This is a genomic window from Brevibacillus laterosporus DSM 25, from assembly GCF_002706795.1.
Lineage (GTDB): Bacteria > Bacillota > Bacilli > Brevibacillales > Brevibacillaceae > Brevibacillus_B > Brevibacillus_B laterosporus.
The window spans coordinates 4,166,150-4,189,882 of record NZ_CP017705.1; the positions used below are offsets into that span (position 1 = coordinate 4,166,150).

Consider the following 23,733-nt stretch of genomic DNA (forward strand, 5'->3'; position numbering starts at 1 on the left):
ACAGACCGCAAGCAGTCAAGAGAAGAAATATAAAGGGACATTAATTAAGCGATGCGCATAAGGATTTTTGTGCAGCGGTAAGAGGGATTCGAGGACGACCGCCTACCTGGACGCCGGTGCTGTTCGGGAGGAGCTGAACGCCCGGTCGAAATGTCGCATCAATGACTCGAGCGGACCGGTGGGGAGCCGCGCGATCAACCACCCCGTCACCAACGTTGCGGCCACAACGAGCAGGTCACTGAATGGAATTCCCTGAAGACCATATTCGATCCCCGCGAGTTTGAGACACCATATCACTATGAACTGAGCCGCATACATCGTTAACGCCACGCGTCCGACTGCCGCGAAAGGCATTAACACGGCAGAGGTCTTCTTCGGTACGAGGCATAACAGTCCCAGCACCAGGAATGCGACCCCCAGCCCAATCAGCGTCTGGAATGTCGACGCACTGTGCGGAGATGTCCAGAGAAGCATGTTCCACAGCGGTGGTTCCACGTTGAGCGGCCAAATTGCATACGGGTCCGGCTGGGCGCTGACGGCACCTTGAACGCCAATAAGCCACGCCTCGAAGGAACGTCTCAGCCCAGAAAGAACGGAAGCGCCCAGCACCTTACCGACGACGAGCATGATGATGCCGCCGCCCGCGAGCGAGAGTGCAGTACGTAACTTGGTAAGTTCGAGGCGCCCGATCGCCATACCCGCGACGAAAGCGGGGGCAAGTGCGAGCGCAGACATCGGGCCGCCCGCAATATCATAAAGGAGGTACGCTCCCGATAGGACGCTCATACCAAGAATCATCAGCGGTGGGGCCACCACGATCAAAGCGGCTGCTGTCGTAACGAGCACGCGCGTCGAACGACGAATCAGCACCAACGCCAGCACGAACATTGCCGCATAGGCGGGCAAGATTACCCCGTAAGAGGTATTCAGCAGGATGAGCAGATACCCGATCACATCGACGAACACCGCGCGAGCGAGCATCCGTGCCCGAAACGCGGTTGTCTCCGTTTCTCGATCCTTCATGCGTTGCGCCATGATCGAGTAGGAAATGCCGCCACAGAGCACAAATAGTAGCGTCGTGTTCCCAGAGACGATCGCAGCAATCCTCTCGTTCAGCCCGAAGTGCTGCAAATACATCCCTATGACCGCCAACCCCCGTGCTGCATCAAGCGCTACAAGACGCCCCTTTGATTTGCCTGCAACCGCATTTTTTTTCAGTCCGTTGTTTTTGGAAGCCACTACATCCTCGATGCTTGCTCCCGTTTCATATTCACTGCCGAACTCGTCCGGCATCTTGCTACTGACTGACAATTAGCATTCCTCCTCAAAATGGTTATTTCTTTAGGTGTTCTATTATTCTTTGCATATGGGTGATGTCATGCTTATCTCACTATAGCGGGCACATGTCACTAAAGTTTGATCAACATGTAAACAAAATGTCACAAACAAGGCAAACGAAAATTATTTAGTACTGGCAAATGCTTCATTTTTCCACTTAAGTGGCTGGCTGTTACACGGTTGTGTTCATCGAATTATTTGCAACAGGGAATGGGTGCCGCTGTGTAGAATCTTCCTATTTTGACCCGGTTTTAAGGACACTCCGTTAACATAGAAGAAATGTACTGCCTGATGGCTGGTTGACCAGCATTTTCAACATATATCAATTAGAATGGATCATAGAAAAACTAAACATTTCGTAGTTTTCTTATTTATGTAGGGAGAAGGAGGGTGTTCAATATTGAAAAAATCAAAAATTCATGTAGACACTGGTCTGCAAGTGAATTGGACGTTCGGAACCAAAGTGGAGGATAAACCGGACACGGAGGTATGGCATGAACCTGGTTCTAAAAAATAGCCTCTATCTTGTCAGGATTAGCTGATTATCTCGAGATTTCAATAACTGAAGATGAAGTAGCGAAATTTTACAAAAGTGTATCGAATAACATATATGAAATGGGTTTTCAATTAAATGAAAAAAATATAAAGTCATGACGGTCTTTTCTTCAAAAGGTTCGTTCAGGGGCAGGAGAGTTTGACTCAAAAAATTGACTCCAAATCTGCTCGTTTCCCAAAGTGAAATCAGCGAAAAAAAGACGAACAAATATCAGATACACTGAGGAAATAAAAACAGATGCCGTACGGCTTGTAATTGAGGAGAATATGTCGTATCAGGTAGCAAAGCAACTCGGTATTCGGAATAAGACGCAGGTATTAGTATGGGTAACTCGTTATAAAGAAGGTCAGCCCTTTCAAAAAGAAGCTTTTCGTAAAGAACGACCAAAGACCAGATGTGCAAGTGTAGAGGAAGAAATGACGTATTTAAGGGCGGAAATCGAGTACTTAAAAAAGCGGTATCCAAATCTACACAAGGAGTGACGAGTAAAGCTAGTCGGTGTGATATCATTGAGGAAATGAGAATGAAGTATCCAGTTAGTTGGCTCCTAAAACTGGCTGAGGTATTACGTGCAGGCTATTACAAGTGGCGGAAAAAGGTATCCGACCGAATATACGTGTGTTGCAAGAACAACTACTAGAAGAACACATAATAGCGACAGAGCGGATACCAAGTTTCTTCATCAACCGGTAAACGGGCTTATGGTTCACATGGATCCCTTCACGTCAGAATGCAGGAGAATGCCGTTGAGGTCTGTTTTCTCGCTGAGCATGTCCAGAGTTCTTGTCACTAATGCGAGGTCGTTGCGTTCGGATAAATACCAAGCGACAATCTCGTTGTTAAAGAAATCCTGAATGGCGGAGAGATACACAAATCGTTCACCCTTACTTTGGTTACCTGCGTATGACAATTGCTTTGAAACCAGGGATTCCAATACACGTCAAAACCGTTTAACCACAAACTGAAAAAACTTGGTATTCTCGGCAGTCACTCCAATCGTGGAAACTGTTTAGACAATGCCTGTATCGAATCATTCTTTTCACATCTTAAAACAGAAAGGATTTATCTTACCAAACCACAAGCGTTGCCGATGTGGAGCAGGCCATACAAGAATACATCACTTTCTACAACTTCAACCGTTTCCAGAAGAAATTAAACTGCGGCAGTGGGTAGCTAAAACATATCCGATCATCATTATTGACGAAACCCAAATGCCAACTCCCATTTCAGGACACAACTTTCCCAACTTGCAACACAAAAGCACCAACTGACTTTCTTTTTCATTACAATTGTCATCCCATTTCCATAATTCCCTCTAAGTAGAGTGTTCACAATATTGAATATGTAATTTAACACTGTTTACTTAAAGGGGGTGACAATAAAAAATTTACCTTGATAATGCATTAATTAATTTAATATAAACAACGACTCTGTAAAGTTACTTGAAAAGTCAGTTTCCTACAGCAATTGCCTCTATTTCAATTAATAGTTCGTCCTTTATAAGTTTACTAACTTCTACTGCTGAACTAGCTGGAGGATTCTTTGTATCAATGTACTGATCTCGAATATCTCTAACAATTGGCATTTGTGAGATATCTGTCAAGAAAAAAGTTAATTTCACTACATCATGAAAGCTTACTTCTGAAGCTTCTAAAGCAATTCTAATATTTTCAAATACCTGTTTTGTTTGTGAAGCTAAATCTCCTACTCCTACTATATTACCCTCGGTGTTTATTGCTACCTGTCCGGATATATAAATTGTTCGGGCATTACTAACATCTACTACATGTGAGTAACCAAAAGTGGCTGGCATAGTTTCAGGATTCAAAAATTTTTTCTGCAATGTGCTTCTCCTCCTTGTTTTATCATACAAAATAAATTTTGACATAAATCGTATAAACTTAAGTGACACAAAGGTTCCTTGCAGATGAATTCGTAGCTTTGTGTATATTTAGTTTTAGGGTAGGCCTATATGTGGACTAGACCACAAAAACTAAATCCACTAGTTATTGTACATCATGTGGGTATAATTATGTCACATTAAAAAAAGATCGTTCTTACCTTAGCTACTCTTAGCGAGGTGAAGAGCGATCTTTTTTATATTCTGTACAGTTGCCGTCAGTAGTACTGTATAGATATCTTCCAGATTTACTAAGTCGGTTCTGATGAACCCATTCTTTTCTGTTTTCCAGACATGTCCTGTATGACGTGAAACCCAATCAAAAACTGTTTTTCTTTTAATACTACCTTTAAGAACCTACTATATAGAGTCCTCGTTCTTTTCAAAAAGAGAAGCATTTATGATCATTTATTTGCTATAAGTCCATATTTTTGACAAGTTTCTCTAGGAAAGGCAGCGCTTCTGACACGTTACTTAATGTAGGCACAGGCATCTTACAATACGAAGAAAGGCCTTTGATCATCCCATGTTGTAAATCATTTAAAGGAAGCTCAGAAGTAAAGGTCTTAACGGCACGAATTGGCCCCAGTACAGGACAATCATTTCTTGGCTCTTTTCTGGTTAATACTTGGCTAATATCAAAAGCAGCTTTATCTCTCTTTGTTAAGTTTCCCAACCCCCAACGGTTTGTAATCGTCTTAATAATAGAGGTATGGTCAAGTGGTACATCATGCTCCACGCCGTCTAATACTTGCTTCGCTCGAAAAACAGTTCCCTTTTCAATATAGGGAGAAATAAGTAATGTACAAACTCGTACTCCCAAGCGGTCAAAGGTAAATCCTTTTTCTCCTATCTCTTGTTTGGTCGTGGGAGGAACAGCTTTTGGAGGAGCAACATGATCATAACACCCCCCGTGTTCATCATACGTAACAATTAAGAGCGTCCGATCCCAACGTTTACCTTCTCTTACTGCCTGGTAAACTTCCGATATAAGATTTTCCCCAAGTAATACGTTATGAGGAGGATGCTGATCATTAGCATCTATAAAATACCTAGGTTCTATAAAAGAATACGATGGAAGATTCCCTTCTTTCGCATCTTTTTTAAACTGCTCCATGAAAGAAAAATGACTTTTCCAATAACCTGAAAGCCTTGGAAAATGAATTAACAAGGTTAAGGACACCATATCAAGCTTATCGTAATATACTCCCCATGTGAGATCTTCCCTGTTCTGTGCAAGAATACGATCAAAAATTGTCTCAGCATGGTTTCCCAAGAGCCATTTTTCATAAGGAGCATTATTTACCCATCCACTAGAGGACGCAGCATGTAGAAACGAGCGATTTGTCCATGTTTGGCTAGGAACAGAACAAAACCATTGGTCACAAATCGCAAATTCGTTAGCAAGCCTGCTTAACACGGGCAACATCGTAGGAGTGTATCCTGCCATCACCTGTTGGTATTGTCTATCATCTGCTAGCTTGTTTTGTTCTCGTAGTACATGAATATAATCCGTAACAAAACCGTCCATTGTCGCCGATTGTGGTAAAGAAGCAGTCTCAGAAGAAAATGGTTTACCATAAAGCTGGAAAAAAACATGTTCAAAAGTTTCCCCTGGATCTATCTCAGGGGTAGTAAATGAGCCGGCTTTTCCCACCGGTACCTTTTTGTTGTCCGCCTCTGTTTCTCCAACTGAAATCGGATTCGATAAGTTTTTCCCAGCCAGTCCCTCAAAGGGTTGATTTCGAGGTACTTGATTAAAAGGAGCTGGATTTTGAGGATCATATAGTCTTCCAGCCATGGAATCAAAAGAACGATTTTCCAACATCAGTACCACAATATGATCAATTTTACTCAACATTTATTATCCTCCAGTATTTAAAAGAGTGGCAATAAAGTCACCATTCCTCCTTATTAGTAAAAGCTTTCCCTTTTCCCGGTAAGCTTAATACTAAACAACCGAATTGTTCCTTGATGTTACACTCATGTAAAAACTGAAAAGTGATTAGCTTAAATTAAGGATTACTCTAAAAAATACTGCCCGATTTTTTAGAAGAAGGGGTAGTTATAATGGGAAAAGTGTACTTGGCTATTGATTTAGCAGAAACAACTTTTATCCTTTTGTCGAAGCATACACTGAATTAATAAAATGTTTATTAGATTAAAATAATCTTTCTCCCCAAACTGCACACATTTAGAAAATAACGAAAATTAAATTGTTCAGTTGCATGATATGACAGACACATCTAAAAAATAACTCAAAAAACTACCCGTCTCCATACGATAAGGGAGGTGTACTGCATGTCCGTTCTTTACAAATTGTAGTACCGTTTAGCTTCATGCGAACTTTTCCATTATAGTTATACCAGAAATCAAGGTTCACATCGGAGCCTGACTTATAAGCATTTCTATACTGTCCTTCTTTATAGTTTGGATCGAAAACATCGCTTTTATAGGCTGTCTAAGCATTTGCAGATGTTTTCTGCTTTACGATGATAATGGGTTTCTAGCCTTTTTCATTTTGAGATTTACCAACATTGGTATAGTAATCTAATCCCATATGAGCTACCCATGAACCGATGGCTCCGCTTGTATTAGCAAGATAGAGAAAACCACCATAATTGTATGCTGCCACTTTTTTATCAACCATCGAATCAAGAGGGAGTGTAAGCTTGGTACGTAAATTACTTCCATTTTGCGTGATTTCTTGCTTTCCACCAACGCCATCTGAGATAAAATCAGATGCTTCAATGATTCATTATACTGAATTATCTATCTTTTGTGTTTTCTTAAAAAACGATTGACAGTAACCTTTAAAGATTACTATAATACTAACAAATCAAACAAATGTAAAAGTTGTGATGAGGACAAGTAGAAGACAAGAATGAACGATAGAGAGCCATCCCATAGAGCTGAAAGGATGGTCGTTAATTCCCTTTGAATATCACCTCGGAGCTTTGTTAACGAACGATGATTATATCGAAGTAGGTAACAACGGATTGTCCCCCGTTAAAAGGAACCAAGTCTATTTTTAGACTTGATAAGTGTCTGCTTTTCGTGAGGAAGGCGGAAAAGCTGAGTGGTACCGCGAAACTCTCGTCTCTGCAATCAAAACGTAACCGTTGATTGTGGAGACGAGAGTTTTTCATTTTAATTTTATAGGTAAAAAGCATTGACGAGGAGAAGTAAAAGAAGGATCTAATGTGCAGAGAGCTGTCCCATGGCTGAGAGGATGGTCATTACACCTTGTTTGAATATCACCTTAGAGCATTGTTCTTGAAAGGGCATCTACAAAATGTTCTAGTAGGGGGCAACGGAAAATCACCGTTATCTGATGATAGTCAATTTTGACTTGCAGAGTCTGTTTTTCGTGAGAAGACAGAAAGCTGAGTGGTACCGCGTTTATCTTCGCCTCAGTAACCAAAAGTGAAGTGTTTTAGATGAAACACTTGCTTGGTTGCTGAGGTGTTTTTTATTTTAAAAAATAAAAGGAGTTGAGCCGAACAGTCTTTCAAGTGCATGGTTGATTACAAAATATACCATTTAATAGGAGGATTTTTTGGATTCTAAATCAAATTATCAACCGTTTTTGGATAGGAACACTATTAATTCCTAGTATTAAGGGATGAAAACTTATATTTACATAGAAGGAGGGGGCACAATGGAAATTGAGATTCGAGGTAAGAGTAGAATGGATTCGCTTCATCCAGAAAATGAATTTTAGTGAGGAGAATTAATATGCAGAGGTTATCAAGAAAAGATTTACTGTTGGTAAGTTTTATGGTTTTTTCCTTATTTTTTGGAGCAGGTAATTTAATCTTTCCACCTTTCTTAGGACAGTCAGCGGGAACTAACTTTTGGCAAGCAATGTGCGGTTTTATCGTCTCTGCTGTTGGACTACCTATCTTGGGAGTTGTTGCAGTAGCAAAATCTGATGGTCTACACAATTTAGCAAAAAGAGTACATCCTATTTTTGCATTTATTTTCACTCTTCTTATCTATTTATCAATTGGTCCATTTTTAGGTATTCCTCGTAATGGAAGCTTAGCCTTTGAAATGGGAGTGGCTCCTTTTTTACCAGTGGAATGGCAACAAACTAGTTGGATCTTATTCCTCTATACACTTGTTTATTTTTCGATCGCCTTTTGGCTTTGTTTAAACCCGGCTAAGCTATCGGATCGATTCGGTAAGGTACTTACGCCTTCATTATTGATTTTACTTACGGGTATTTTCATTTATAGCTTATTTAAGCCTATGGGATCGTTTACTAGTCCAATTGAGAGTTATGTACAAACCCCTTATTTCAATGGTTTTTTGGATGGGTATCTAACCATGGATACAATTGCGGCTCTTAATTTTGGAATTGTTATTTCAGTAACTCTTAAGCAAAAGGGAATTCAAGAGAAGAAGTCATTGATCGCTACCACTGTCTATGCAGGATTGATTGCTGGTGCAATTCTAGTCTCTATTTATGTTTTACTTGGTTATTTGGGAGCAGCTAGCTCTCACATGTTTGGAGTGACAGAGAATGGAGCTCAAACGTTAACAAATGTGGTGCTTTATTTATTTGGTAAACCTGGAGTAATACTACTAGGTCTTGTGTTTTCTCTGGCATGCTTAACTACATCGGTTGGACTTATTACTTCATGCAGTCAATACTTTACAACACTTGTACCGAGAGTTTCGTACAAGATGTGGGTGACAATTCTTGCTTTAACTAGTATGTTTTTTGCTAACATGGGCCTAAGTGGAATACTGTCGATTTCAGTACCAGTATTGTCTGCTATATATCCGTTAGCAATTGCTTTAATTGTTCTGTCCTTTACAAATGACCTGTTAAAAGGAGATTCCATTGTGTACGCATGCAGTATGCTATTTGTTGGAATTATTAGTATTACGGATGCATTAGGTCAAGTAGGAATTCATTCTATAGCATTTGATCAGTTACTGAGCTATTTGCCGTTACATGAAAAAGGTCTTGGGTGGATTATTCCAGGAATAGTAGGTGCGTTGATTGGATATGTAATTTCCTTTCTAAAAAAGAAGAATGCAAGTTTAGCTCCTCAACTTACAGAATAATCTTTCGAAAAAACAATTCCAGTCCCGTAGTGGCGGTGGGATTGTTTTTTTGTTTTTAAACAAGAAAGGATGGATAAGAATTGTGTTGAGAGATAAGAATGATTTTTCAATCAATATACAATTGTCGAATTATTTTTTAGTATAATTTAACATAATAGTTGCAGGATTATCCAATTTGAAGTTAAATTATAGTAAAACAACAAATTACTAGTACGAAAAAAAGTGTTTTATACATAAGATCTTACTTTTTTTGTTTTGAATTTTTGAAATTTGGTTTATATTTTGAAGTGAAAAATTATGATTACTCGAGGTAGGTTCGTCCTTCTGATTTGAAATAATTCATTAAATTTGTAACTAAGATCCTTTAGAAAGGTGTTGGGAGATTTTGATAAATAAAAATTCATATATTTCATTATGTCCAGTTATATCGAGAGATAAAAATATTATTTTCAATCTAATGCCCCTATATTTGCACGATTTATCAAGTTACACCAATGATCTTACCAATTTTATTTTGGCACCAACTGTATGCAGAAGAAGGCATTGTCTTTGAGGAAAAGGAAGAAATCTTTCAGGATGAACTGTGCTTAATACAAAAATTCACAATCTAATTTACTAATTAGGGAAGGTGGCTAATAAATATCATGGTAGCCTTTAACAATAGAGTGATGGAACAAGAACAATTTTGGCTGTCTAAACTTGGTGGTGAGTTCATCCCTTCTATGGTCCCCACGGACTATCCTTACGTAGGTCAAACCAAATGTAAGGCCTCGCTGCAAGTATCCATTGAACAAGAAATATCAGACAGGCTCATTCAAGTTTGTAAAAACTCTGATTTGCTTTTGTATACCTTTTTGCTAGCAACAGCAAAAATTTGGCTACATAAATATACCCAGCAAACAGAGGTTTGCGTGGGTGCACCAAATCTTTCACCGTCTACTAGACTGGTTCCTATCGTCTCAAATCCGGACCCACATTTAATCTCCAAGCAATTTATTATTGATGTAAAGCAGTCTCTTACGGAGTCATACAAAAATCAGGATTATCCACTTCATCATATTTATGAAAAATTGGATATTAATCCACAGGGTTCAATCTCTCCATTTATTAATGTAGTTGTAGCTTTTGACAGGATACACGACAGAGAGTTTGTCGTGGCTCAAGAGGTAGACCTTTTATTACTCTTTTCAAAATCTGATCATTCACTTCAGGTAAATCTTTATTATGATAAGGCAGTATATGAGTCACGGACGTTGGAGCGATTTTTTACTCACTACATAAATATTCTGCGCATGATAGTCACAAACGTAAATATCTCAATAAGTGAGATTGAGCTGATGAATGAAGATGAAAAAGCTCAGCTTACTTTTTTTTCTCAAACACTTGAATCTTACCCAACGGATGAATTGGTTCATCAAGTATTTGAGAAAAAAGCTGAACAATACCCAGATAAAATAGCAGTAGTCTATCAGGAACAAAAGTTAACCTACCGACAACTAAACGAGAAAGCAAATCAATTGGCACGGCACTTGCGAGAAAAAGGGATAGAAAAGGATGAGGTAATTGCTCTGATGGTAGAGCGTTCCTTGGAGATGATGATCGGGATCTTAGGTATACTCAAAGCAGGCAGTGCCTTTTTTCCAATCGATCCTGAGAACCCGTCAGAGCGTACAAGCTATATGCTTGCCGATAGTAAATCCCGCTTTTTATTGACACACAAGAAAGTAGGCCGCGATGTAGAGTTTGACGGAGAAAAAATTTACCTAGATGAGGACGAGTTATATGTAGGTGATATGAATAATCTTACACCGAGTCAGACACCATCACATCTGTTATATGTCATTTATACTTCAGGTACGACTGGCAATCCAAAGGGAGTAATGGTAGAGCATCGGAACCTGATTAATTATGCAACTTGGTTTAGTAGACAGGCTAGCATCACGCAAAGAGACAGCACAATGCTCTTATCTTCTTATGCATTTGATTTAGGATACACAAGTCTTTTCCCAGCACTACTCAATGGATGCACCCTACATATTGTACCAAAAGACACATATCTGCATCCCGATAGCTTATTGAATTATATAAAAGAGGGGCAGATCAGTTTTTTAAAACTGACTCCATCCCTTTTTTCATTGCTAGTACAAGCAATGGACGGGTTACATTCACCTGATATGCCAGCGTTACGTTTAGTAGTTACAGGGGGAGAACCGATTCAACCTATTGATGTTGATACATTTCATCGTTACCTTCCTAGTGTAGCCATCATGAATCACTACGGTCCAACCGAGTCAACAATCGGTACTTTGGCTTTACAAATTAATTTTGATGAATGGCATAGATTTCAAAAATGTCCAACCATCGGCAAACCAATATCTCAATCGGAGGTATTAATTTTAAATCAGGATTTGCAGCTTGTGCCTATAGGGGTTCCTGGTGAATTATGCATTGCAGGAAAAGGACTTGCACGCGGTTATATAGGTCAACCTGCTTTAACAAGAGAAAAATTTATTGATCACCCATTTACTACTGGTGAACGACTTTATCGAACGGGAGATATGGCGCGGTGGGATGAAACAGGTATGGTTCAATTTTTGGGGCGAATGGATCATCAAATAAAAATCCGAGGCTATCGGATTGAAATAGGAGAGATTGAGAAACATATAATCACTCATCCGTTAGTCCATGAAGCAATTGTACTGGCATTTCCTAATAATCAAAACGAAAATGAGCTATGCAGTTATTATCTTTCTGATGAAGAGCTGAGCCAAAGTGAGTTACGTCAATTTCTCCAACAGAAAGTGCCTGAATATATGATTCCAATGTTTTTTATACGACTAGAAAAAATGCCTCTTACATCCAATGGTAAAATAAATCGTCATGCTTTACCTAAACCAGATGACTACAAGCTTATCCAACATTCATACGTTGCTCCAGGTAGTGAGATGGAAAAGCAATTGGTATTACTATGGAAAAATATTTTGAAAAGAGAACATATTGGGGTAACGGATAACTTCTTTCAACTTGGTGGACATTCACTATCTGCTATTAAATTGGCCCATCAAATCAGTAGAAAATATCAGATTCATGTAACATTGAAGGATATATTTCTGTATTCAACAGTCCGCGATCAGATCATAATGATCGAGCAATCAGAACAAAGAGTGGAAAGACAAATTGAAATTTCGGAGGGTAGAGATTATTATCCTCTCTCTTCCATGCAACGACGTTTGTTTTTATTAAGTCAGTTTGAGGGTGTAAAGACAGCATACAATATGCCTACGATCTGGCGTTTTCAAGGGGAAATAAATCAGAGCAAGCTGGAACAGGCGTTTCAAAAGCTCATCGACCGTCATGAAGCGTTGCGTACGTCTTTTCATGTGATTGATAATGTACCGATGCAACGGATTCATTCTGGAATCCAGTTTTCTCTGTCTCTTCTAGAAACGACAGATTTGGAAGAAAAACAGGTCATTGACTCATTCTTTCAACCTTTTAATTTAGGAGTGGCACCATTATTTCGTGCAGGATTAGTATCGTTATCTAGTGATGAGTATCTTTTGTTTGTTGATATGCATCACATTATTTCTGATGGAATTTCAATAAGCATACTAATGGCTGAGCTTGAAAAAGCTTATCGAGGTCAGGACTTGTTACCACTTCGTATTCAATATAAAGATTATGCGATGTGGCAACAAAAGTGGGAACAATCAGAAGAGTATAAGCAGCAAAAACAGTTTTGGCTAACGCAATTTTCTGATGAACTGCCTGTTCTTGACCTACCTACCGACTTTATACGCCCAAAACTCCAGAGCTTTAAGGGGGATATCGTAACCGCTACGTTATCAGGAAAACAATTTGAAGCTGTTAAACAGCTTTGTCAAAAAAACGGGGCGACTCTTTACATGTTCCTACTCGCTTCATTTAATATATTGCTTGCTAAATATAGCAATCAGGAAGATATTGTTGTTGGAACGGCAGTGGCTGGGCGAAATGTAAGCGATGTGGAATCTGTAATCGGAATGTTTGTTAATACGTTAGCAATTCGAAATAAACCAGTGACAAGTAAAACATTTACCGGTTTCTTAGAAGAAGTAAAGCTACAAACCATTCAGACGTTTAACCATCAGGATTATTCTTTAGACGATTTTGTGGAGAATCTTGCGTTACCTAGAGATATGGGGCGAAATCCATTATTTGATACCATGCTAACGCTTCAGAACTATGAGAGGCAGATCGTGGAACTAGATGGAATTACAATTAGGCCGATCATGAAAGATCATGATGTTGCTAAATTTGATATTACCGTGGTTGCAGTTGAATCTGAGGATCAATTACTACTTTCCTGGGAATTTTCCACTGATCTTTGGAAGAAGGAATCAGCTAAGCAAATGTTGAAGCATTTCATTACAGTAATGGAAAAAGTTTCCGTAAGTCCTGAGATTACTATTGGCGAATTAGAAATCCTATGCGAAGAAGAAAAAAACGCATTGCTAGCTATCAATAATCAAATGGCGATTTCTTATGACAAAGAACTAACTATCATGGATTTGATCGAGTATCAAGTGACGTTGCATCCTGATCACATTGCTGTTGTTTCAGATGGGGAAATGCTGTGCTACCAAGAGTTGAATAAAGCAGCCAACCGACTTGCTACATATCTCCTTTCCAGAGGGGTGAAACGTAATCAGCCTATTGGTGTCATGATGGATCGTAGCCCGGAACTAGTTATCAGCATTTTAGCTATTTTAAAGGCTGGCGGTGTTTACGTACCAATATCCACGAATTATCCAGCAGAACGAATTGAATACATGTTAGAAGATAGCAAAGTTAGTTTGGTAGTAACCAATCAGCATCCACTACCCGAATTACGTTTTGAGGGTGAGTGGATTTGTGTAGGAGAAATTCCATTAGATGAAAATGATGGTAATTTCAAACGCGACACGAATTCGGAGGATCTTCTTTATATCATTTATACATCTGGTTCTACAGGTAGACCAAAAGGGGTAATGATTCAGCACAAGGCATTACATCATTTCGTCACTGCCATGAATAAGGAATTCTTAGATGAGATCAGTTATGAGGATCGTGTTCTCATTTCTACGGATATTTCATTTGACGTTAGTTGTTTTGAGATTTTTCAGGCGTTGATAAATGGTGCAACACTTGTTCTTTTTAATGGGCATAAATTTGATGTTAAGCTTCTTGCAAAAACAATCCAGGAAGAAAAGGTAACTCTAGCTTATATACCGCCGGCTCTACTTAACCAACTGTATGAGACAATCCTTGTTTCACCTGAAAATTATGTATTACATAAAATGCTTGTTGGTGTTGAGCCAATTAAGGATGAGGTGTTGGCCCAATTTCTTTCTCTTAATCCTGAAATGCTCATCGTCAATGGATATGGACCAAGTGAGGCTACCATTTGTTGTACCGCTTTCCGTTTTGAAAAAAGCGAGATAACAGGCAAATTTGTACCAATTGGTAAACCGATAGGCAATATGCAGGTATACATTCTAGATTCTGAGTGCCATCTTGTTCCAAAGGGTGTGACAGGTGAGCTATGGATATCAGGGGAGGGATTGTCCCTGGGGTATTGGAATCAAAAAAAGCTGACAGGAGAACGTTTTAAAGCGAACCCCTTTCATCCTAACACTTTGATGTATCGAACAGGAGATAAAGCAAGATGGTCAGAGGAAGGGAATTTGGAATTTTTGGGCAGGATGGATCATCAAGTGAAAATTCGTGGTTATCGCGTTGAACTTGGTGAAATAGAAACTCTATTGCTACGTCATCCGGAGGTTAAAGCGGCACTAATTATGACTAAGACAGATTCATATGAAATTCCATATTTGTGTGCATATGTTGTCTTTGAAAATAAAGAATTGAATTCAGCTCCAGATACTACACAGATGTTGCATCAATGGCTTGCTACGTTTTTACCTGATTATATGATACCAAGCTTTTTTATCGCAGTAGATGAATTCACGCTAACCCCTAATGGCAAAATAGATCGCAAAATTTTACCTGAACCAAATGGGGACGTCCTAAGAAATGAACACAGTTACTGTGCACCGCGAAACATTTTTGAAGAGCAAATGGTGTTGTTGTGGGAGAAAGTTTTAGAAGTTAAACCGATTGGTATTATGGACAATTTCTTTATGCTAGGAGGTCATTCACTCAAAGCATTTGTGCTTGTTAGCCAGATTACTCAGCGTTTTGGACTCAATCTTCCCTTGTCAGATTTGTTTAAGGCGCCGACTATAGCAGGTCTATGTGATCATCTACAGAAGCAAGAGGTAGCTCTAGACCAGAATGTGATCCTACTCAAACAAGGAGATTGTAATGTCCCACCACTATTCATGATTCATGGCCAAGGAGGGGGAGTTATTACTTTCTCTCATCTAGCACATGAACTAGGAAGGGACTGTAGCGTCTATGGTATTCAAGCTGTTGGTTATGATGCTGAAGCGGATGCCCTGACAACAGTTGAAGAAATGGCCGCACACTATATTGCTTCTATTCGACGAATTATGCCAACTATGCCTATCCAATTAGTTGGTTGGTCTTTTGGAGGGTTAGTTGCTTATGAAATGGCCAAACAATTAGAGCAGCAGGGAGAGCAGGTAGAATTACTGGTAATAGTTGACTGTCTCCCATTGCTGAATAGCGACCGCATTAATGTAGACCAGCGTTATGGAAAGTTGGATGCCGTCATTCAATATGCGCTTCTTAGTGGAATAAATCAGGAGGATTTGGCAGGAATAACGGAAGAAGAAAAAATGAGATTTTGTTGGGAAGAGGCGTGCAAACAAAAACTGTTTCCAGATGAGGTGTATAGACCGGAATTACTGTCTAAACTACGCATTCATGCAACAAATGGTATAGCTATACACAAATATCAGCTTTCTGGGAAGATTGACACTGATCTACACCTTTTTCTTGCTTCAGATGGAGCGATACAGCATCAATTTACAACGAACGAAGAGACAACGCGATGGAATCGCTTTACAACGGGGAAGGTAAGCCCCACATATTTTTCGGGCAATCATTATACCATGCTGGAAATGCCCCATGTTCAAAAGATGGCTAAAATCCTTAGGGAAATGATGATCTAGGAAAGAAGGGTGCCACCCTACTACTATTGTCTGACATTACAAGAAATAGGAAAGCAGTACCGATCTAGCAGGTGAGAGCTACAAAAACTGAAAGTGAGGGTGATTATTTTGACCGTTAAGTATGAGTACTATCCACTTTCGCATCCCCAAAAACGTATATGGTACATAGAGCAAACATATCCTCACACCTCCATGTACAATATCGGAGGAATCGTTCGGATGCATGGTTCTGTTGATATTGCTTTTCTTACTCAGGCCATCCAGATTTTTATAAAAAAGCATGATGGATTAAGACTTCATTTGCATGAGAAAGAGGGTGATGTAAATCAATACATTGTGGAATTGAATGATTTTGATGTGCCTTTCTACGATTTTAGTCATTCGGATCAAGCCGAGGAAGAGGTGCTGAAATGGGCTGAGGCAGAGTTTACAAAACCCTTTGTGCTTATTGATCATCCGTTGTTTTCCTTTGCTACTTTTCGAGCTCATGAGAAATATACAGGATATTTTGTCAAGTTACATCATATTATTGCTGATGGCTGGTCTATCAATATTATGACAAATCAAATCAGCAACATTTATCAAAAAATAAAAAATGGTGAGAATATATCTGAAGAAGTTGAATACTCGTACGTAGATTTTTTACATCAAGAAGAGAAGTATGTAACTTCCTCACGTTTTGAAAAAAATAAGAAATATTGGAATGACAAATTCCAGTCACTTCCCGAGAGTTTTTTGAGTAAGAGTTCAGATCAAGTGGAAGGAAATAGGAAAACCATCGATCTTGATAACGACCTGTCAACTCGTATTAACGAGTTTGCTACTAGGCATCATTTATCGCTAAGTTCCTTGTTTATTATGCTTACCTTACTCTATCAGTACAAAACACAGCAAAATAATGATCAAATACTTGGTATCCCTGTTCTTAATCGTTCTGGAAATAAAGAAAAAAATATCTTTGGGATGTTTACTAGTTCCATGCCATTCCGGATGAAGCTAGAAGACACTGAGACATTGTTGGCTTTTTACAAGAGAGTTCAAAATGAGGTATTAAGTAATTTTTTTCATCAAAGATATCCGTATGATCTTCTGATTAGTAATTTAGAGCTAAAGAAAAAGGACTATGATAGTCTGTTTCAAATTTGTGTGAATTACTATGGAACGAAGTTAGTGAATGAGCTAGAGGGAATAAGTATTGATAATCTGGAATTTTACAGTGGTTATCAAGCATACTCATTACAATTAGTCATAAAAGAATGGTCAAGTGAGAACAAAATTACTTTGTTCTATGATTACAAGACCAGCGACTATACCAATGAACAGATCGAAGAAATTCACGATCGACTGATGTACATGCTAGAACAGATCATAAAACAGCCTGAAAAGTTGATTAAGGATATCTCTCTTTTGAGTGATCAGGAGAAATATGAGCATATCTATGTGCGAAATCAAACTGATGCGTTTTATCCACGAGTCAAGGTGATACATCAGCTTTTTGAGGATCAGGTAGCACTAACTCCTGATCTTGTCGCTGTACGTTTTCAAGATAAAACCTATACCTATCGTCAACTGAATGAACAAGCTAATAGACTAGCGCGTACACTTCGTACAAAAGGGATAGCTTCAGATCAATTCGTTAGTATTTATATGAGGCATTCGTATGAGATGATTGTGGGAATTTGGGCTGTCTTAAAAGCAGGAGGGGCATACGTGCCGATTGACCCTGATTTTCCACTTGATCGTGTTTCATATATTTTGCAGGATAGTCAGGCCAAGCTCTTATTATCAAATGCAGACGTAAATATAGAAGGTTTCGAGGGAGAGGTTATTCGTCTTGATGATCCAGCAAACTATTTATCAGAATCGCATAACCTTGTAAACATTAATCAAGTAAGTGACTTGGTATATGCGATTTATACCTCTGGTTCTACAGGAAAACCAAAGGGTACATTAATTGAACATAGAGGATTGGTCAACTACATTCATTGGGCAAAACAAAAGTACATACAATCTCAGGATGAAACCTTTGCCCTCTATTCCTCCTTAGCATTTGATTTGACAGTTACATCCATTTTTGCTCCACTTTTAAATGGAAATCAGATTATTGTTTATGTCGAAAACGAATCTGAATTTGTGCTGGATACTATTCTTCGTGAAAATCGTGTCAATATTCTTAAACTGACACCTGCACATCTTGCTTTAATTAGTGACAAGGATAATCACAATTCCGTAATCAGACGATTCATCGTTGGTGGAGAAGACCTTAAGGCAACACTCGCTGCCAAAACTTATGAAAGCTTCAAAGGAGATATCAGCATTTACAATGAGTATGGACCGACAGAAACAGTAGTGGGTTGCATGATCTATGAATATAATCCTGAGATAAATAGAATGGGTTCTGTACCAATTGGTCGTCCGATCAATAACGTACAAATCTACCTTCTCAATGATGATCTACAGCCTGTACCTAATGGTGTTACAGGAGAGTTGTATATTTCCGGTGATGGCGTTGCTAGAGGGTATTTGGCTAGAGAGGATTTGACGAAGGAGCGTTTTTTAGACAATCCGTTTAAGCAGGGATATCGTCTTTACAAGACGGGAGACCTTGCCCGAATGCTACCTTCACAAGATATAGAGTATGCAGGAAGAATCGATCATCAGGTAAAGCTGAGAGGATATCGGATTGAATTAGGGGAAATTGAGAACTGCTTAACTAGTTTTGCATCTGTAAAAGAAGCTGTGGTCATTGATCGAGTAGAGGAGAACGGGCACAAATATCTGTGTGCATATATGGTCGCAGATGAGAATATTTCTATAGTTGAGATGCGCCTAAAACTAACAAACAAGCTCCCTTCTTATATGATTCCAACATATTTTGTTACGATTGAAAAATTTTTGTTAACATCAAATGGAAAAATTGATCGTAATCAACTTCCTGATCCACTTGCTATAAATAGTGTAAATCAATCAGGAAATAAACAGCCAAACGATACAGAAGAAATAGTAATGAAAATCATGAAAGAAGTATTACAGACGAATGAAGTTACAGTAGATTCTAATTTTTATTTTCTTGGTGGAGATTCGATAAAAGCGATCCAAGTGGTTGGTAAACTGAATCAGATGAATCTCGGTGCTACGGTGAGAGATATCATGACTTTTCCAGTGGTACATGAACTTGCAGCTGCTATTGAAATGAATCAACAACCTGTAGCTCCACAAGAGGCGATGAGTGGAGCAATCAAGCCAACACCAATCACAGCATGGTTTTTCTCGCAGAATCTAATTGAGGCTCAACATTGGAATCAATCTGTCCTCCTTCAACTAAAAAAGGCATTTACAATAGAACAAATAAGCAAGGTACTTACAAAAATTGTTCATCATCACGATACATTGCGACTCAACTATGATTCGAAGACAGAAGCGCTCTTTTATAATGATAAGCATCTAGCTCAAACAGTGGATGTTGAAACGGTGGATTTGTCGGAAATTCCGTTTGAAAAACAGCTTGAACAATTGAAACAAATCGGTGAGCAAGTCAAGAGAAGTTTCGATCTGGAACAGGGATTATTGTTTAAAGCAGTATTGTTCCAGTTAGGTAAAGGTGAGACGCGTTTGCTACTTACAGCACACCATTTAGTCATCGATGGCGTTTCATGGCGGATTTTATTAGAAGATATGGGGCAGCTTTTCCGAGACATAGAAGAGGGGCGCCGGTTACACCTACCAGCAAAAACTCACTCGATGCAAAGATGGGCGGAAGAGCTGGAGCATTATAGTAAAACAGGAGCATTCCAATATGAACAATACTGGAAGGAAGCTTTGGAAACCTCAGCCTTAAATCATAAAACGGAAGCTGAGGAATGCTTGGCAAATTGTGAGACACGAAATGCTGCATTCACGAAAGAGTCGACAGACCAATTGTTGTACAACGCCAATCAGGCATATCAAACGCATTCTCATGAGCTTCTCATTATGGGAGTATGTCTAGCAACCGCCACTTTAATGAATGAAACAGATATAGTGATAGAATTGGAAGGACATGGAAGGGAACAGCTGTTTTCTGATATAGATGTGTCGCGTACCATTGGTTGGTTTACGTCTATGTATCCTGTTAGATTGCAACTTCCTCAGGGAGATATTGCTCATGTAATTAAACATCTCAAGGAGCAGATCAGAACCGTGCCGAACAAAGGTATTGATTTTGGGATTCTTACCTATTTGACAGGGCAGTTCAGTCAATTGCCAGAGAAGCGAATTCGCTTTAACTTTTTGGGGGAAGTAGACAATCAAGTGGACAATCAGTTTCTTACTTTAGCATATGAGGATACAGGATCAGATATCTCTTTACAAAATCCAATGACATGCCTCATAGAAATTAACGCCATGATCAAAGAGAAAAGGTTACATGTTGCTCTTACCTACAGTAAAAGCAACTATCATCGAGTAGCCATGCAACAATTTCTGGATAATATCATCACAAGCACAAACGATATTCTCAAGCATTGCTGTCAGTCAGAAGAGATCCGAGATTTTACCCCTTCTGATTTTACTACCGTTACTCTCACACAAGATGATCTTGATGATTTATTCGCCTAAGAAAGGAAACGAAAAAGATGAACATGAAACAATTGTTATACCGACCCATTTTTCTGACATGGTTGCTTTCCTTTATATTCTTGGTGTACCCAGTTAATCAGATAAGTGCAGCTACTATTTCACTATCACCACAAAGATTAGAGCAAATGGAAGAATTCATTACCAAGCAAATGAATACGGCGGAAATTCCCGGTTTACAGGTAATCATTGTGGAAAAAGACAAAACGATATATCAAAAGGGCTTTGGTTACGCAGATGTACTGAGCAAAAAGCCTGTTACGAATGAAACGTTGTTCGAATTAGGATCAAATAGTAAAGCTTTCACTGGTCTTGCCATCTTACAGTTAGCTGATAAAGGGCTAATCGATTTGAATGACCCGGTAACAAAGTATCTTCCTTGGTTGAATCTTTCCTATAAAGGAAAGATTCAACCTATTACGTTGGGCCAATTCCTTTATCATACAAGTGGAGTTCCGTTCAAATCGATAGGTTTTCTCCCAGAAGGTAATGAGGAGGATGCACTTGAAAAGACGGTACGAACATTGCTTGTACAGGAGCTGAATCGTGAACCTGGGACAAGGTACGAATATGCGACTATCAATTACGATGTATTAGGATTGGTAATAGAAAAGGTCACCAACCAATCTTTTGAAACGTATATCAAACAAAATATCTTAAACGCTCTGGAGCTTCCAGATACATATGTTGGTGAGCAAAACGTTGATCAAACACAAAAGGCCACTGGTTACAAGATGGGATTCACTGAACCTCAAAAATACAATCCGCCTAGTTTCCGGGGAAATACACCAGCAGGATATATTATAAGCAATGGAATAGATATAGCTCGGTGGATGAAAATACAAATAGGAGCAGGTAGCACAGGTAGTATTAATCCCGCTCTAATTAAAGCATCTCATGAGCCAGATCGTAAGGTAAAGCCTAGCAGTAGTGGGTCATCATATGCTACTGGCTGGGAAGTTTATCAAAAAGGAGACGGTGAGCTTTCACACCCTGGAAGTAATCCAACGTTTAGTTCGTTTATAGTAGTTCGCCCAACTGAACAAATGGGGGTAGCTGTATTAGCCAATATGAACAGTGACTATACGGTTAATATTGGGCAGGGAATTATGAACATGCTTCTTAATAAAGAAGTACCTCCTATCCATTCAGACCTATACAAAAAACTGGATCAGTTATCGTTTTCCATTATTTGTGTAGTAGGTCCAGTTTGTCTAGCGATTCTTTTTTTAATAGGTCGTATGTTTCTCGAAGTATGGAAAAAGCAACGAAAGTTTCAAGTGATGAAAAAAAATGTAATAGTGGGCCTATTGTTCCATGTACTATTATTATGTATATTCTCGTTAGGCATTTTCTATTTGCCAAATCTGCTATTTATGGAACTAACTTGGCAATTTATTAAAGTATGGATTCCAGAGACGATTATGTTTGCTGTATATGGAGTTACACTAGCATTCGTTCTCTATTTCTTTTATTCGTTACTTCTCTTGTTTTCTAAAAAAAAACAGGAAAACATTTATTTTTCTTTAACAGTTCTAAGCATAGTTAGTGGCTTTGGTAACGCCTTTATTATCTTCATTGTTAATGAAGCCTTTACACGAACAAATAATTTGGTTAACGGTTTACTGTTTTATTTTATCATGGGGATTTTTATGTATGTCGTTAGCCAAAAGATACTTCGCTCGCGTCTTGTTACATTAACCAATCAATTGGTTTATGAAAAACGGATGGAGTTGGTTGAGAAATTACTTCAAACTAGCTATAGCAGTTTAGAAGAAATAGAGCAAGGTCGTATTCAGGCTACATTAAACAATGATACAGAAGTTATTAGTCGAGCAATCAATATTATGATTACTTGTGTAACTAATTTCATCACACTAGTTTGTTGTTTTATTTATCTAGGAATCATGAATTTTTATGCATTTGCACTCTCCGCTATGATTATCGGGCTTGTAGCAGCGATTTACTATCTTATTGGGCAGAAGGCAAATAAGCTGTGGGAGAAAACACGTGATATTCAGAATGTTTTCTTCAAATTCATCACCGATATGACTAGTGGGTTTAAAGAACTGACCTTGCATAGAGGAAAACGTGAAGAGTTTCATATTGCAATTCAAGAAAGCTGTGCAGAATACCGTGACAAACGTGCCGAGGGCGATCTTAAATTTGCAAACGTATTTATCATCGGGGAATTACTGTTTATTATCGTAATCGGTTGTGTCGTATTCATATTTCCAGAAATATTTAAACAAATGAATGCTGATATGCTACGGAACTATGTTTTTGTTTTCTTATATATGACCGGACCTGTAAATGGTTTATTAAATGGACTCCCTCAAATTGTAATGATTCGTATTAGCTGGGAACGTATCACCAAAATGATCCAAGAACTAGCCTTAGCGAAAGACCCAGAGCAAGACAATGTACTAACGTCAGAGAACGTCATGCAACCGGTTCGGATGATTGTAAAGGATGTATCTTATGACTATAAAATTCAAGAAGAGCGAGGCTTTAGCGTTGGACCTATCAATTTTGAGTTTGCATCTGGAGAAATTATTTTTATTACAGGTGGAAATGGGAGTGGAAAGTCAACACTCGCGAAGCTACTAACCGGTCTGTATGCACCTATAAAAGGGGAAATTACTATCAACGGTAGCAAGGTCACGCATGCTCAATTGAGTCAATATTACTCGGCGATTTTTGGGGATTTCCATCTATTCGATCGCCTTTATGGAATTGATTCAAAGCGTAATGAACAAGAGATCAAGCACTATCTAGAGGTCTTAGAGCTGCATGAGAAGGTGAAAGTGGAAAATGGGATTTTCAGTACAACCAGACTTTCAACTGGGCAAAAAAAACGCCTTGCTCTTTTAATTACCTATCTGGAAGATCGGCCGATTTGCCTTTTTGATGAATGGGCTGCTGACCAAGATCCTGAGTATCGACGCTTTTTCTATCAAGTGTTATTGCCAGACATGAAACAAAAAGGGAAGTGTATTATTGCTATCACACATGATGATCAATATTTCCACATAGCCGATAAAGTGATTAAGATGGATGCGGGACAAATGAAGAACCCAGTCAGTGTTTGAGGCAATTGATACATTAGTTTACTAGTTCATATAAAA

The 23,733-nt window shown here is 38.8% G+C and carries 9 protein-coding genes, 3 pseudogenes and 2 other annotated features; of the genes and pseudogenes, 6 read left to right on the forward strand and 6 right to left on the reverse strand.

Annotated elements, in window-relative coordinates; all coding sequences use genetic code 11:
* Positions 1-102: 102 nt before the first annotated feature.
* Positions 103-1,311: a DUF418 domain-containing protein gene (locus BrL25_RS19995; protein ID WP_018670202.1), complete on the reverse strand. Its 1,209-nt coding sequence runs from the start codon at positions 1,309-1,311 to the stop codon at positions 103-105.
* Between the two features lie 837 nt (positions 1,312-2,148).
* On the opposite strand from BrL25_RS19995, the gene BrL25_RS20000 reads away from it, so the two are divergent.
* Positions 2,149-2,376, forward strand: coding sequence for a transposase (locus BrL25_RS20000; protein ID WP_236848115.1), 228 nt, complete (start codon positions 2,149-2,151; stop codon positions 2,374-2,376).
* Positions 2,377-2,430: 54 nt separating this feature from the next.
* Here BrL25_RS20000 and BrL25_RS26575 read toward each other — a convergent pair whose 3' ends face one another.
* Both BrL25_RS26575 and BrL25_RS25845 read right to left on the reverse strand, forming a co-directional pair.
* On the reverse strand, positions 2,431-2,604 hold the full coding sequence (locus BrL25_RS26575; protein WP_412679219.1) for a hypothetical protein: 174 nt from the start codon (positions 2,602-2,604) through the stop codon (positions 2,431-2,433).
* A 14-nt stretch (positions 2,605-2,618) separates the two neighbouring features.
* Positions 2,619-2,777, reverse strand: a pseudogene (locus tag BrL25_RS25845) (IS3-like element ISBth8 family transposase); the annotation flags it as partial.
* Positions 2,778-2,813: 36 nt separating this feature from the next.
* Between BrL25_RS25845 and BrL25_RS25850 the strand changes: the two are divergent.
* Positions 2,814-3,067, forward strand: a pseudogene (locus tag BrL25_RS25850) (transposase); the annotation flags it as partial.
* Positions 3,068-3,344: 277 nt separating this feature from the next.
* On the opposite strand, the gene BrL25_RS20005 reads toward BrL25_RS25850, so the two are convergent.
* From BrL25_RS20005 to BrL25_RS20015, 3 genes and pseudogenes are all read right to left on the reverse strand, one after another.
* Positions 3,345-3,737 carry a RidA family protein gene (locus BrL25_RS20005; RefSeq protein ID WP_018670198.1) on the reverse strand — a complete coding sequence of 131 codons (393 nt, stop codon included), beginning with the start codon at positions 3,735-3,737 and terminating at the stop codon, positions 3,345-3,347.
* A gap of 472 nt (positions 3,738-4,209) precedes the next feature.
* Entirely contained in the window at positions 4,210-5,655 is a 1,446-nt protein-coding gene (locus BrL25_RS20010; RefSeq protein WP_018670197.1) for an alkaline phosphatase family protein, read from the reverse strand.
* 405 nt (positions 5,656-6,060) lie between these two features.
* Positions 6,061-6,549 (reverse strand): annotated as a pseudogene (locus BrL25_RS20015) (YrpD family protein).
* Positions 6,550-6,643: 94 nt separating this feature from the next.
* Positions 6,644-6,901: a binding site (T-box leader), on the forward strand.
* Between the two features lie 56 nt (positions 6,902-6,957).
* Positions 6,958-7,213 (forward strand) — a binding site (T-box leader).
* 319 nt (positions 7,214-7,532) lie between these two features.
* Here BrL25_RS20015 and brnQ point away from each other — a divergent pair.
* From brnQ to BrL25_RS20040, 4 genes are all read left to right on the forward strand, one after another.
* Positions 7,533-8,873: a branched-chain amino acid transport system II carrier protein gene (brnQ, locus tag BrL25_RS20020; RefSeq protein WP_018670195.1), complete on the forward strand. Its 1,341-nt coding sequence runs from the start codon at positions 7,533-7,535 to the stop codon at positions 8,871-8,873.
* Between the two features lie 644 nt (positions 8,874-9,517).
* The gene (locus BrL25_RS20030) at positions 9,518-15,991 is read left to right on the forward strand and encodes an amino acid adenylation domain-containing protein (protein ID WP_018670194.1); all 6,474 of its coding nucleotides are present in this window, start codon (positions 9,518-9,520) and stop codon (positions 15,989-15,991) included.
* A 99-nt stretch (positions 15,992-16,090) separates the two neighbouring features.
* Complete coding sequence (locus BrL25_RS20035) at positions 16,091-20,587, forward strand: non-ribosomal peptide synthetase (RefSeq protein ID WP_026315021.1); 4,497 nt, start codon at positions 16,091-16,093, stop codon at positions 20,585-20,587.
* 17 nt (positions 20,588-20,604) lie between these two features.
* Positions 20,605-23,697: a cyclic peptide export ABC transporter gene (locus BrL25_RS20040; RefSeq protein ID WP_018670192.1), complete on the forward strand. Its 3,093-nt coding sequence runs from the start codon at positions 20,605-20,607 to the stop codon at positions 23,695-23,697.
* Positions 23,698-23,733: the final 36 nt, after the last annotated feature.